The organism is Methylobacterium sp. Leaf469, assembly GCF_001424745.1.
Taxonomy (GTDB): domain Bacteria; phylum Pseudomonadota; class Alphaproteobacteria; order Rhizobiales; family Beijerinckiaceae; genus Methylobacterium.
Map to the genome: position 1 here is coordinate 245,593 of NZ_LMRE01000042.1, position 12,796 is coordinate 258,388.

Consider the following 12,796-nt stretch of genomic DNA (forward strand, 5'->3'; position numbering starts at 1 on the left):
CAAAAACAACCAAAAGTTGAAATCCTGAAGGTAGCGATGAACACTCGCCTCGATGAAGCCCGCGCCGCGTTGAAAACGACCTTCGGCTACGACGATTTCCGCCCCGGCCAGGACGAGGTCATCGGCGCGGTGCTCGACGGGACCGACGTGTTCGCCGTGATGCCGACGGGCTCGGGCAAGTCGATGACCTACCAGCTGCCCGCCCTGGTGGAATCCTCGCTCACCGTGGTGGTCTCTCCCCTGATCGCCCTGATGCACGATCAGGTTCAGCAGATGCTCGGCTTCGGTGTCGCCGCCGCCACCCTCAACTCCTCCGTGCCCGAGGCGACTTCGCGCGAGACCTGGCGCCAGATACGCTCCGGCGATCTGCGCCTCCTCTTCGTCTCACCCGAGCGGCTGATGATGGAAGGGCTGATGGATGCCCTGCGGGGCGCCGGCGTTCGGCGCCTCGCCGTGGACGAGGCCCACTGCGTCTCGCAATGGGGCCACGATTTCCGACCCGAATACCGCGATCTGTCGCGCGCGCGCGAGGCGCTCGGCAACGTCCAGACCGTGGCGCTCACCGCCACCGCCGACAAGGCGACGCGGGCCGACATCACCGAGCGGCTGTTTCCCGCGGGCCGCGAGCTCAAGGCGTTCGTCCATTCCTTCGACCGGCCGAACATCCGCCTGACCTTCGTGCCGAAGGACAACCCCACCCGGCAGATCGAGCGTTTCCTCAAGCACCGCCGCTCCGAGAGTGGAATCATCTACTGCTCCTCGCGAAAGCGTACGGAGCAGCTCGCCGAAAGCCTTGCCAAGGACGGCTTCAACGCCCTGCCTTATCACGCCGGCCTCGACCAAGGCACGCGGATGAAGAACCAGGACACGTTCCTGCAGGAGGACGGCGTGGTGATGACGGCGACCGTCGCCTTCGGCATGGGCATCAACAAGCCCGACGTGCGCTTCGTCTGCCACGCCGACATGCCGTCCAACGTCGAGGGCTACTACCAGGAGATCGGCCGCGCCGGCCGCGACGGCCTGCCCGCCGACACCCTCACCATCTACGGCCTCGACGACATGTCGCTCCGCCGACGGCAGATCGACGAGAAGGAGGTGCCGGACGAGCGTCGCCGCGTCGAGCGGCGCAAGCTCGAGGCGATGATCGCGCTGTGCGAGGGCGCCACCTGCCGCCGCCAGTCGCTCCTCGGCTATTTCGGCGAGGCGAGCGAGCCGTGCGGACGCTGCGACCTGTGCCGCTCGGGCGTCTCCCTCGTCGACGCCACGGTGCCGGCGCAGAAGCTGCTCTCGGCCATCGTCCGCACCGGCCAGCGCTTCGGGGCGGCCTATGTCTGCGATGTGGTCCACGGCAAGGAATCCGACCCGATCCGCCGCAACGGCCACGCCGCCCTGAAGACCTTCGGGGTCGGCGCCGACAAGCCTGTCGCGGCTTGGCGCGCCATGCTGCGGCAGCTCTTCGCCGCGGGCGCCGTGTCCGAGAACGGCGACGGCTTCGGCGGGCTCTCACTCACCGACAAGGGCGAGGCGATCCTGTTCGGCCGCGAGACCATCCAGATGCGGCCGGACCCCGAGCCGAAGGTCGCCGAGCCGCGCGACCGCAAGCGCGCGGTCTCGCGCGACGATGCCAGCCTCGATCTCGACCCGGCCACCGAGGCCCTGTTCCAGCACCTGCGCGGCTTGCGCGCCACCATCGCGCGCGCCGAGGGCATCGCCGCCTTCATGGTGTTCCCCGACCGCACCCTCATCGAGATGGCGCGCTCCAAACCCGTCGATCTCTACGCCCTGCGCACGGTCCACGGCGTCGGCGAGCGCAAGCGCGAGGCCTATGGCGCACGCTTCGTCGAGGCCATCGCCGAGTTCCTGTCGCACGCCCCAGCCGGGTCTTCGTGATGCGGTTTCGCACTCGTCGGACGGGATCTTGATCGTGTAGGGACGGGCGTGGTCGCCGCTGCGACCGCCGAGACCCGCGTTCCATCGCATCATCGGACGGACAGCCCCCATCGCTCAGGACGCCCCCTCGGCCGAGACCAGGCCGCGCCACATCTTCTACATGCCGGGCTTCGATCCGCGCGCGCCCGAGACCTATTGGGGCCTGTTCCGTCGCGAGAGTCGTCTGACCGCAGCCCGGCGCGGCATGGCGATCACGGTGGGCGATCCTGAGCGCTCTGCCGACGGCCTGCGCCTCGACTGGCGCGTGGAGGCCGACGGCACCGAGACCCGCTACACCCTGCTGCGCTGGGACGACATCGTCGCCGCCCGGTTTCCGCGTGGGAACGCGCGCCGCCTCCTCGCCGTGCCGGCCCTGTGGTGGCGACTCTGGCGCATGGGCTACGTTCGACGCTTCCGTCGCGAGGCGCGACGCTTTTCCCGGGTGATCGTCGGCGTCCACCTCATCTACCTGGCGCTCGTGGTCTTCAGCTTCGGGGCCGCGCTGGGTCTCGTCGGCCTGCTTCCTGACTGGACGCGCCCCTGGTCCTGGCTCTCGGCGCCGGCGCTCGCCTACGCGATCCTCGCCGGGCTCATGGCGGTGACGCGGGGAAAGCCGTTCTACGTCGCGCATCTCGTCGACGACACCGCCTTCACCCACGACCATGCCGACGGGCGCGAGGCGCGGATGAATGCGCGCCTCGACGCCTTCGCCGATCTCATCCGGGCGGCGGACGGCCGGGCCGGTGAGATCGTGGTCATCGGCCATTCCTCTTCGAGCTTCCTCGGCATCGAGGTCCTCGACCGGGTGCTCGCCCGCGATCCCGAGTTCGGCCGGCGCGGTACCCCGGTCTCGTTCGTCAGCATCGGCAGCGTGATTCCCTGGATCACCCTCGACCCCCGGGCCGTGGCGATGCGGGCGTCCCTGGCGCGGGTCGCCGCCTGCGATGCCGTCGGCTGGCTCGATGTCCGGGCGAAATGGGACTGGCTCTCCATCCACAAGCGCAATCCCTTGAGCGCCTCGCGGGTGCCGGCGCCGACGGCGCACCGGCCGGTGGAAATCCACGTCCGCATCGAGGATCTCATCGAGAAGCGCATCCTCAAGCGGCGCAAGTGGAACCTGTTCCGCATGCACTTCCAGCTGCTCATGTCGAGCCGCGACCCGCACGCGTTCGACTACGTCGCCTTCGTCGCAGGGCCCGAGCCGGTCCATGCCGCGATCCGGCGCTGGCGCGACGGCGCGGAACATCCCAAGGCCCGTGTGACGGAGCAAGGGCCCGTGTGACGGAGGAATCCGCCGTTCCATGAGGTGCATGGAACGGTCGCGCGACGATCGCGTGTTGCCAGGGCGCGCCCTAACGCTCTAGAGCCGTCTCGACCGAGACGGCCGAACTGGATCGTGTCGAGAGGGGCCGCATGTTCCGCAACGATGTTCCGATCACCCCCGAACTGGTGCGCCAGCACGGCCTGACGCCGGACGAGTACGACCGCTTCCGCGGCCTCATCGGGCGCGACCCGACTCTGACCGAGCTCGGCATCGTCTCGGCCATGTGGAACGAGCACTGTTCGTACAAGTCCTCGCGCAAGCATCTGCGCGGCCTGCCGACCAAGGCGCCGTGGGTGATTCAGGGTCCGGGCGAGAATGCCGGCGTCATCGACATCGGCGACGGCCTGGCCTGCGTCTTCAAGATGGAGAGCCACAACCACCCGAGCTTCATCGAGCCCTATCAGGGCGCGACGACGGGCGTGGGCGGCATCCTTCGCGACGTGTTCACCATGGGGGCGCGCCCCATTGCGGCACTCAACGCCCTGCGCTTCGGCTCGCCGGACCATCCGCGCACCCGCCACCTCGTCTCGGGCGTGGTCGCGGGCATCGGCGGCTACGGCAATTCCTTCGGCGTGCCGACGGTGGGCGGCCTCATGGGCTTCCATTCGCGCTACGACGGCAACATCCTCGTCAACGCCATGGCGGTGGGTTTGGCCAAGACCGACGCGATCTTCTACGCGGCGGCCACCGGCGTGGGTAACCCCATCGTCTACCTCGGCTCGAAGACCGGCCGCGACGGCATCCACGGCGCCACCATGGCGTCGGCCGAGTTCGACGACGCCTCGGAATCGAAGCGCCCCACCGTGCAGGTCGGCGACCCCTTCGCCGAGAAGCTGCTGCTGGAGGCCTGCCTCGAACTCATGGCGTCGGGCGCCGTCATCGCCATTCAGGACATGGGGGCCGCCGGCCTCACCTGCTCGGCCGTCGAGATGGGCGCCAAGGGGGATCTCGGCGTCGAGCTCCACATCGAGAAGGTCCCGGCCCGCGAGGCCGGCATGACCGCCTACGAGATGATGCTGTCGGAGAGCCAGGAGCGCATGCTCATGGTCCTCAAGCCCGGCATGGAGGCCGAGGCGCAGGCCATCTTCGTGAAGTGGGGCCTCGATTTCGCGATCATCGGGCACACCACCGACACGCTGCGCTTCGTGGTCAAGCACGACGGCGTGGTGATGGCCGATCTGCCGATCAAGGAACTCGGCGACGAAGCCCCGCTCTACGACCGGCCTCATATCGCCAACACCCACCAGCCGGTGATCCTGGCGTCCGAAGTGCCCGAGACCGTGGGCAGCGCGGAGGCCCTGAAGCGCCTCGTCGGGTCGCCGGACCTGTCCTCGAAGCGCTGGGTCTACGAGCAGTACGACCATTTCATCGGCGGCAACACCGTGCAGAAGCCCGGCGGGGATGCGGCCATCGTGCGCGTCGAGGACGGCCCCAAGGGCCTCGCCATGACCGCCGACGTGACGCCGCGCTACTGCGAGGCCGATCCCGTCGAGGGCGGCCGGCAGGCCGTGGCGGAGGCTTGGCGCAACATCACGGCGGTGGGCGGCACGCCGCTCGCCATCACCGACAACCTCAATTTCGGCAACCCCGAGAAGCCCGAGGTGATGGGCCAGCTCGTCGGCTGCCTCAAGGGCATCGGCGAGGCCTGCCTCGCCCTCGACTTCCCCGTCGTGTCCGGCAACGTCTCGCTCTACAACGAGACCAACGGGGTGGGCATCCTGCCGACCCCGACAATCGGCGGCGTCGGCGTCCTCGCCGACGTGACCCGCCACGCCACCCTGGCGCTCAAGCGCGAAGGCGACCTCCTAGTGCTCGTCGGCGACACCGCCGGCTGGCTCGGCCAGTCCGTCTACCTCGCGGTGATCGCCGGCCGCGAGGCGGGCGCGCCGCCGCCCGTCGATCTCGCCGCCGAGCGCCGCAACGGCGATTTCGTGCGCGGCCTCATCGTCTCCGGCCAGGTCGACACCGTGCACGATCTCTCGGATGGCGGCCTCGCCGTCGCCGTGGCCGAGATGGCCATGGCGGGCGGCATCGGCGCGGCACTTCCCGAGGTGCCGGCCCGCATGGCGACGCACGCCTACCTCTTCGGAGAGGATCAGGCCCGCTATCTCCTCGCCGTCGATGCCGAGACCGCGCCCGACCTCCTCTACAGCGCCACGGCGCAGGGGATCGACGCCCTCGTGGTCGGCGTGACGGGGGGCGATCGCATCACCCTGCCGGGCGGCGAATCCATCGCCGTCGCCGACCTGCGCGAAGCCCACGAGGGCTGGTTGCCCGCCTATATGGCGAGCCAGCCCGCCGGCGTTCCCGCATAAATCCCCGCTGTTCAGGAGGACTTCCCATGCCGATGGATGCGCGTGAGATCGAGGCGATGATCCGCGAGGCGCTGCCCGACGCCCGGATCGAGATCAAGGATCTGGCCGGGGACGGCGATCACTACGCCGCCACGGTCCTGTCCGCCGCCTTCAAGGGCAAGACCCGGGTGGCCCAGCACCAGATGGTCTACGGCGCGCTTCAGGGGCGCATGGGGGGCGTGCTCCATGCCCTTGCACTCACCACGGGCGTCCCCCAGGATTGAGGGGCGCCCTTCGCGAAGCGAGGGACCTCACGGGGCGGACCGAATGGACCAGCCGAGCCTCTACGACGACGACATCGTGACTTGGGCCGAGCAGCAGGCGTCGACCCTTCGCGAACTCGCGCGCCGGCCGGACCTGTCGAACATCCTCGATTGGGAGAACGTCGCCGAGGAGATCGAGAGCGTGGGGCGTTCGCAGATCGGTGCCGTGGAGAGCCTGCTGGCACAGACTCTGGCGCATTTGCTCAAACGCTTGTCCGCGCCGGATACTCTTTCCGTAGAGCATTGGCGGAAGGAAGCCGGTACGTTCCAGGTCGCTGCGTTCACCCGCTACGAGCGGTCGATGCGCCAGCGCCTGGACTGGGACAAGATCTGGTCCGTGGCTCAGTCGCAGGCCAAACTAGGCCTGACCACCTATGGGGATACTCTGCTCCCCCATCTGCCCGCCCGATGCCCTCTGGGACCGGACGACCTTCTCGTCGCGCCCTTCGACCTGGATGCCGCTCTCCGCGCCATCGCCGACGCGACGGCCTTGAAATCGACGAATCAATCCTGACCTCAACGGTGACGCACACCGTTCCCGACCATACGAGGATTCCCATGACCGACGCCAACACCGCCATCAAGACCGAGATCGAATCCCAGGACGTGGTCGTGTTCATGAAGGGCACGCCGCAATTTCCCATGTGCGGCTTCTCGGGCCAGGTCGTGCAGATCCTCAACCACCTCGAAGTGCCGTTCAAGGGCGTGAACGTCCTCGACGACATGGCGATCCGCGACGGCATCAAGGCCTTCTCCAATTGGCCGACGATCCCGCAGATCTACGTGAAGGGCGAGTTCGTCGGCGGTTGCGACATCACCCGCGAGATGTTCCAGTCGGGCGAATTGCAGCAGTTCCTGTCCGAGAAGGGCATCCCGGTGAAGGCCGCGACCACGGCCGCCTGAACGGGCACCCGAAACCCTGGAATGGAAAGGGGCGCCGCGGGCGCCCTTTTTCGTGTCCGGCAACGGGTTGGCGCCTCCGGTCGTTGGTGTACCGGCACCACCATCCCGGAGCGATCGACCGATGCACGATGCCATCATCGTCGGTGGCGGACCCGCCGGCCTCAACGCGGCGCTCATCCTGGGCCGCTGTCGCCGATCGGTCCTGCTGATCGATTGCGGCGACCCCCGCAACGCCGCGACGCCCCGGACCTGGGGGTTGTTCACCCGCGACGGGACGGCACCCGCCGCCCTGCGGGCGCAGGGGCGGGCCGATCTCGCGCGCTACCCCACCGTGGAATGCCGCACCGCGGAGGTGACGGCGGCGCGCCGCGAGGGTGATGCCTTCGCGGTGGTTCTGGCCGACGGCCAAACGGAAACCGCACGCCGCCTCGTCCTCGCCACGGGGCTGCATCAGGACCTGCCCACGGTCGAGGGGTTCGACACCTACTGGACGCGCGGCGTCCACACCTGCCCGTATTGCGACGGCTACGAGAGCCGCGACCAGCCCCTGGTCGCCTACGGACACGGTCACGCCGGCGTCGGCCTCGCCCTCGAACTCACCGTCTGGAGCCGGGACGTGACCCTGTGCACCGACGACCGGGCCGACAGCCTGTCGGAGGCGGACCGCGCCCGCCTCGACCGCCACGGGATCGGGGTCGCCGACGGCGCCGTGGCGCGCCTGGCGGGGAACGGCGAGCGGGCGGAGCGGCTCGTGTTCGCGGACGGGACCGAGCGGCCGTGCCACGCCGTCTTCCTCACGCCCGGGGGATGCCGCCCGTCCGACCTCATCACGCAACTCGGCTGCGACCTGACGCCGAAGGGCATCGTGCCGACGGGGGATTACGAGGGCACCAACGTGCCCGGCCTCTACGTGGCGGGGGATGCGTCCCGTCGGGTGCAATTCGCCGTGGTGGCGGCGGCCGAAGGCGCGATGGCGGCCTTCGCGATCAACACCGAACTTCTGAAGGACGACGCGGCGTGACCACCATTCGTGATTCGCAGCGGCCCGAATCACCCCCGAGCGAATCGGGCATCTTTGCGGCGCAACGGCGGCAAGCCCATCGACGGCGCCCGTCGGGCCGGCAGGGCGCTGCGGTGCATCATCAGTGATCCGATGTATTCGCGTGCGCGGCCGCACCCAATCAACGGCTCGAACTACGCAAATGTAAATTAATCATCAATCAACACGTGCGCCGGGAACTTATTGGCGTTATCCACGCTTTCTGCCAATGACCGGGTCGCGGCTCCCTTTGGAGACCTCAACGGCGCCGGGTCGGTGAACGCCATGCCAGTGTTCGAAGCCAAGAATCTCGATGCGGAGTTCGAGGGCCACGCCTTCCTCGCCGCGATCCTGCACCCCTCCCAGGAGGCGCAGACACGGGCACTCACGCACGGACGCAACCGTGCCCTGCGCGCCTCGATCATGGCCGACCCGATGACCATCGAGCCGCATTATCCCATGTGCCCCTGCGACGTGGAGATCGAAGCGCAGGCGACCTGAGGCTCGGTCCTCGGCCGGCGCTGAACTGCCTCGACCATCGAGCCCGACCACCGGGGGAATTCGAGCCGCCTGCCCCAGACCGGGACGGCGGCTTTTTCATTGCGAACCGTGCCTCGGAAGGCCGGTACGGCTGACCAAATCCGGCGCAGCCTACCAAGCTTGCGGGGTGATCACGCCCTGGCGGGTCACGACGGCCCAGGCCCGGCCCCGGCGCTCGATGGTCTCGATGCGGCCGACGCCCGGGACCGTATCGCCGATTCCGACCTCGACGAGGCGACGCTTGCGATCCTCCAGAACCGCGATGCCGTCGTAGACCTCGCGCACGGCCCAGTTGTCGCTGGCGGGCGGCTTCGACGCCGCCTGCGCCTTGGCATCTGCCTGCACCTTGGCATCTGCCTGCACCTTGGCTTCGGCCTGGATCTTGGCTTCGGCCTGGATCTTGGCTTCGGCCAGGACCTTGTCGGCCTGGAATCTGTCGGTCTGGACCTTGGCGTCCGGAAGCGATCCGGTGACCGTGGGCTCCGGCTTCACGGCGGCCGGTGCCGTTGAGGCGCTTCGCTTCTCGACCTGGGCGGTCAGGGTCGCGAGGCGCCCGGCCTGGTCCTTCTCGGTCTGTTCGAAGCGTTCGCTCAGGGTCGCGAACTTGGCGGCGAGGGTCTGTTCCGTCCGGGCGACGCGATCGACCACGGCGGTGCTGCGGGTCCGCGCCTCCGTGCGGGCCGCGTCGACGGTCTCCTGCGTGTGCGCGACGGCCTTGCCGACCTGCCCAAGGGCCGTGGTCAGCCGTTCGGTCTCGGCCTGCGCCGCGCCGAGCTGGCGCTGGATGTCGGCCATCGCCCCCGTCGCACGGTCGTCGCCCGTCGCCGCGAGGCGGCTCGCGCCGGCGCCGACGACCCCCCCGAGGAGCAGGGCCGCCCCGACGAGGCCGGCGAGACGCGGATCGATCCGGCGAAAGGCAGGCACCGCTGCGCCCAAGCGCGAGGTGTTCCCGAGCGCGGCGTCCCCCGTGGCGGGCTTGGCCGCAGCCTTCGTCCTGGCGCCCATCACCGCCCGCTTGAGCAGGGCTTCCGGCGAGGTGTCCGACGCCGTTCCGACCGTGTCCGTCATGACCAATGCTTCCCGAAGATGTCAGGAAGCATTGGTTAAGCATGCTTGTTTACGGAAGGGTTACCAAGGTGGGCCCGTCCATCAGGCGGCCAGCCCCCGCTTGCGCAGGAGCGGGTCGATGCTGGGCAGCCGCCCGCGGAAGGCCGTGTAGGCCTCGCCCGGATCGCGCAGGTTGCCGGCGCCGTAGACGAACTTGCGCAGACGCGCCGCCGTCTCCGGATGGAAGATGTCCCCGGCTTCGCGGAACGCGTCGAAGGCGTCGGCGTCGAGCACCTCCGACCACAGGTAGCTGTAATAGCCCGCCGCGTAGCCGTCCCCGGAGAAGATGTGGGCGAAGTGCGGGGTCCGGTGCCGCATGGCGATCTCGGCCGGCATGGCGATGCGCTTGAGGGCATCCGCCTCGAAGGCCAGCACGTCGAGGCCGGCCTCGCCGGCATTCGACAGGTGCAGGGTCATGTCGACGATGGCCGACGACGTGTACTCGATGGTGGCGAAACCCTGGTTGAAGGTGCGGGCCGCGAGCAGGCGCTTCAGCAGGTCTTCGGGCATCGGCTCGCCGGTGCGGTGGTGGCGGGCGTGCCGGCGCAGCACCTCGGGCTGTTCGAGCCAGTGCTCGTAGAGCTGCGACGGCAGCTCGACGAAATCACCCGCCACCGCCGTGCCGGCCAGCAGCGGATAGGTCACGTCGGAGAGGAGCCCGTGCAGGGCGTGGCCGAATTCGTGGAACAGGGTGCGGGCGTCGTCGAAGGACAGCAGCGTCGCCTCGCCCTCGGGGGCTTTGGCGAAGTTCATCACGTTGACGATGATCGGCCGGACCGTGCCGGCGAGGCGCTCCTGCGAGCGGAAGGCGCTCATCCAGGCGCCGCTGCGCTTCGACGCGCGGGCGAAGTAGTCGCCCAGGAACACGCCGACGTCCGAGCCGTCGGCGTCGCGCACGGCCCAGGCGCGCACGTCCGGGTGGTAGCGCGGCACGTCCGCGAGTTCCTCGAACTGCAGCCCGAACAGGCGCGTCGCCGTGTCGAAGGCGGCCGCGATGACCCCGTCGAGGGGCAGGTAAGGCTTGATCTCGCCCTCGTCGAGATCGTGCTCGGCCCGGCGCAGCTTCTCGGCGTAGTGGCGCCAATCGTGGCGGGCGAGGCTGAAGTTGTGCCCCTCCGCCTGGACCAGCCCCTGGAGCCGGTCGCGCTCGGCCGCCGCCTGCTGGTGGGCCGGCGTCCAGACGTTGCGCAGGAGGTCCATGGCGTTGTCGGGGGTGCCCGCCATGGTGTCGGCGAGCTTGAAGTGGGCGAAGCTGTCGAAACCGAGGAGGCGAGCGCGCTCGGCGCGGAGCGCCACGATCTCCGCGATGATGCCGCGGTTGTCGGTCTCGCCCCCGGTCTCGCCGCGCTTCGACCACGCCTCGTAGGCGCGCTCGCGCAGGTCCCGGCGGGTGGAGAACACCAGGAAGGGCTCGATGAGGGAGCGCGACAGGGTGATGACGTGGCCGTGCTTGCCCCCGCGCTCCTTCGCGGCGGCGGCGGCGGCATCGCGCAGGAAGTCGGGCAGGCCGGCGAGATCGTCGGCGCCGTCGAGGGGCAGGGCGAAGGCGCCCTCGTCGGCGAGCAGGTTCTGGCTGAAGCTGGTGCCGAGCTCCGCCATGCGGCCGGCGATCTCGGCCATGCGGGTCTTGGCCTCGGGGGCGAGGTCGGCGCCGGAGCGGCGGAAGCGCGTGCGGTAGCGGTCGAGCACCCGGCGCTCCTCCGGCCCGAGATCCTCGGCGTCGGCATCGACGGCGGAGATGCGGGCCCAGAGATCCGGGTTGAGGTAGATGGCGCTGCCGTGGCGGGCGAGGCGCGGGGTGATGGCGCGCTCCACCGCCTGGAGGTCGGGGTTGGTGTGGCTGCCGCTGAGGTTGAAGAACACGCCCGCGACCCGGTCGAGGGCGTGGCCGGCCCGCTCCAGGGCACCGACGGTGTTGTCGAAGCGCGGCGCCTCGGGGTTCTTGGCGATGGCGTCGATCTCGGAATTGTGGGCGGCGAGCGCCGCCTCGAAGGCCGGGAGGTAATGGGCGGGCGCGATGCGCTCGAACGGCGGCAGGCCGTGGGGCGTCGCCCAGTCGCGCTCGGCGAAGGGGCCGAGGGAGGCGGTGGACGTCGAGGGGGTACCGGCGGTCATGGTCATCCTGGGTGTATGGGCTCGGACGTGTCGGCCGCACGGTAGGCCCAAGTCCGGCGCGCGCAAGTCCGGCGCGCGCGAGGTCCGACGGTCGCGTGCGCGAGGCCGATGGTGCGCGGCTGTTGCGGCCCTGCCCTTGTCCCGGGGCGCCGATGCGCCGATCGTGCGGGCACCGTCGACCGCCTTGCAGGGTCGAGGTCCGGACAGGATTGGAACCGGATGCCCGCGCCCTCGCCCAAAGCCGCACCGGCCCTGTTCCGCTGCGGCCTCGTGATGCTGGCGCTCTGCGGGGGCGCCCGCGCGCAAGCCGAGACGGCGATCCCGGTGCCACCGCCGGCACCGCCGGCCCGCCCGGCGGAGCTCGTGACCGGTCCGCCCGAGCCCGGCCCGTCCCTCGACGCGCCGCGTCCGCCCGAGCGCCCGCCGGAACTGACCACCCCGGCCGTGAAGGCGCCCGAGATCAAGCCGGACGACACCAAGCCCGCGGAAACCAAAGCTTCCGAGACCAAACCCGCCGAGACCAAACCGGCAGAGCCCACGCCCCTGCCCCCGGCGCGTCCGCCCGAACTCTCCGGCGAGGCGGCCCTCGCCGTGACGGTCGCGGCGGCCGACGACACCGCCTGCCGCCAGCGCCTCGAGCGCCTCGGCGCCCGCTTCGAACCCGTGCCCGCCCTCTCGGACGGGCAGTGCGGCGCGGCACGGCCCCTGAAGATCACGGCGCTCGCGGGCGACCTCGCCCTGAACCCGCCCGCCACCCTCGTGTGCGGCGCCGCCGAGGCCCTGGCGCGCTGGGCCACGGAAGCGCAGACCCTGGCCGAGCGCGACCTGTCGCAGCCGCTCAAGGGCCTGAGCCTCGGCACCACCTACCTTTGCCGGGGCCAGAACCACGATCCCGACGCCAAGCTGAGCGAGCACGCCTTCGCCAACGGCATCGACGTCATGGGCTTCACCTTCGCGAACCGCGCCGTCATCGCCGTAGCCCCCCTGCCCGAGGGCACGCCGGAGGCGGCCTTCCTCGCCCATGCCCGTGCCAAGGCGTGCGGCTTCTTCCGCACGGTCCTGGGGCCGGGCACGGACGCGGCGCACGCCAACCACTTCCACCTCGACGAACGCGAACGTACCGCCGGCCACCGCCTCTGCCAATAATTCCCATCGGCGGAACGGCTTGCGGTCGGTCACGCTTGTTCCGGCGCGTGGGCGACGGCGCCCCGGGCAGGATGCG

General features: G+C 70.0%; 11 protein-coding genes. 9 read left to right on the top strand and 2 right to left on the bottom strand.

The genetic code is table 11. The features are described 5' to 3' along the window. Positions 1–36 precede the first annotated feature (36 nt). The 8 genes from recQ to ASG60_RS18095 all read left to right on the top strand — a co-directional run bounded on the left by recQ (position 37) and on the right by ASG60_RS18095 (position 8,313). On the top strand, positions 37–1,890 hold the full coding sequence (gene recQ, locus ASG60_RS18060) for a DNA helicase RecQ (protein ID WP_056386959.1): 1,854 nt from the start codon (positions 37–39) through the stop codon (positions 1,888–1,890). A 160-nt stretch (positions 1,891–2,050) separates the two neighbouring features. After that, positions 2,051–3,211: a hypothetical protein gene (locus ASG60_RS18065; RefSeq protein WP_056386961.1), complete on the top strand. Its 1,161-nt coding sequence runs from the start codon at positions 2,051–2,053 to the stop codon at positions 3,209–3,211. Between the two features lie 131 nt (positions 3,212–3,342). Continuing rightward, complete coding sequence (gene purL, locus ASG60_RS18070) at positions 3,343–5,568, top strand: phosphoribosylformylglycinamidine synthase subunit PurL (protein WP_056386964.1); 2,226 nt, start codon at positions 3,343–3,345, stop codon at positions 5,566–5,568. 26 nt (positions 5,569–5,594) lie between these two features. Further along, positions 5,595–5,831, top strand: coding sequence for a BolA family transcriptional regulator (locus ASG60_RS18075; protein WP_056095688.1), 237 nt, complete (start codon positions 5,595–5,597; stop codon positions 5,829–5,831). Positions 5,832–5,874: 43 nt separating this feature from the next. Next, positions 5,875–6,384 (top strand): DUF29 domain-containing protein, encoded by a 510-nt coding sequence (locus ASG60_RS18080; protein ID WP_056175566.1) that lies wholly within the window; start codon positions 5,875–5,877, stop codon positions 6,382–6,384. 44 nt (positions 6,385–6,428) lie between these two features. Beyond that, a complete protein-coding gene (gene grxD / locus ASG60_RS18085; protein ID WP_056175569.1) occupies positions 6,429–6,773 on the top strand; it encodes a Grx4 family monothiol glutaredoxin in 345 nt (114 codons plus the stop codon). A 121-nt stretch (positions 6,774–6,894) separates the two neighbouring features. Continuing rightward, a complete protein-coding gene (locus tag ASG60_RS18090) occupies positions 6,895–7,794 on the top strand; it encodes an NAD(P)/FAD-dependent oxidoreductase (RefSeq protein WP_056386965.1) in 900 nt (299 codons plus the stop codon). Between the two features lie 303 nt (positions 7,795–8,097). Next, entirely contained in the window at positions 8,098–8,313 is a 216-nt protein-coding gene (locus tag ASG60_RS18095; protein ID WP_056175574.1) for a hypothetical protein, read from the top strand. A gap of 150 nt (positions 8,314–8,463) precedes the next feature. Here the strand turns inward: ASG60_RS18095 and ASG60_RS18100 are convergent, their stop codons facing one another. Next, complete coding sequence (locus ASG60_RS18100; RefSeq protein WP_056386967.1) at positions 8,464–9,420, bottom strand: hypothetical protein; 957 nt, start codon at positions 9,418–9,420, stop codon at positions 8,464–8,466. An 81-nt stretch (positions 9,421–9,501) separates the two neighbouring features. Further along, positions 9,502–11,574 carry a M3 family metallopeptidase gene (locus ASG60_RS18105; RefSeq protein WP_244473006.1) on the bottom strand — a complete coding sequence of 691 codons (2,073 nt, stop codon included), beginning with the start codon at positions 11,572–11,574 and terminating at the stop codon, positions 9,502–9,504. A gap of 273 nt (positions 11,575–11,847) precedes the next feature. On the opposite strand from ASG60_RS18105, the gene ASG60_RS18110 reads away from it, so the two are divergent. After that, on the top strand, positions 11,848–12,720 hold the full coding sequence (locus tag ASG60_RS18110) for an extensin family protein (RefSeq protein WP_056175707.1): 873 nt from the start codon (positions 11,848–11,850) through the stop codon (positions 12,718–12,720). Positions 12,721–12,796: the final 76 nt, after the last annotated feature.

Coding starts and splice junctions, on each gene's coding strand:
- recQ (WP_056386959.1), top strand. CDS start 37: ATGAACACTCGCCTCGATGAAGCCCGCGCCGCGTTGAAAACGACCTTC.
- ASG60_RS18065 (WP_056386961.1), top strand. CDS start 2,051: ATGCCGGGCTTCGATCCGCGCGCGCCCGAGACCTATTGGGGCCTGTTC.
- purL (WP_056386964.1), top strand. CDS start 3,343: ATGTTCCGCAACGATGTTCCGATCACCCCCGAACTGGTGCGCCAGCAC.
- ASG60_RS18075 (WP_056095688.1), top strand. CDS start 5,595: ATGCCGATGGATGCGCGTGAGATCGAGGCGATGATCCGCGAGGCGCTG.
- ASG60_RS18080 (WP_056175566.1), top strand. CDS start 5,875: ATGGACCAGCCGAGCCTCTACGACGACGACATCGTGACTTGGGCCGAG.
- grxD (WP_056175569.1), top strand. CDS start 6,429: ATGACCGACGCCAACACCGCCATCAAGACCGAGATCGAATCCCAGGAC.
- ASG60_RS18090 (WP_056386965.1), top strand. CDS start 6,895: ATGCACGATGCCATCATCGTCGGTGGCGGACCCGCCGGCCTCAACGCG.
- ASG60_RS18095 (WP_056175574.1), top strand. CDS start 8,098: ATGCCAGTGTTCGAAGCCAAGAATCTCGATGCGGAGTTCGAGGGCCAC.
- ASG60_RS18100 (WP_056386967.1), bottom strand. CDS start 9,420: ATGACGGACACGGTCGGAACGGCGTCGGACACCTCGCCGGAAGCCCTG.
- ASG60_RS18105 (WP_244473006.1), bottom strand. CDS start 11,574: ATGACCGCCGGTACCCCCTCGACGTCCACCGCCTCCCTCGGCCCCTTC.
- ASG60_RS18110 (WP_056175707.1), top strand. CDS start 11,848: ATGCTGGCGCTCTGCGGGGGCGCCCGCGCGCAAGCCGAGACGGCGATC.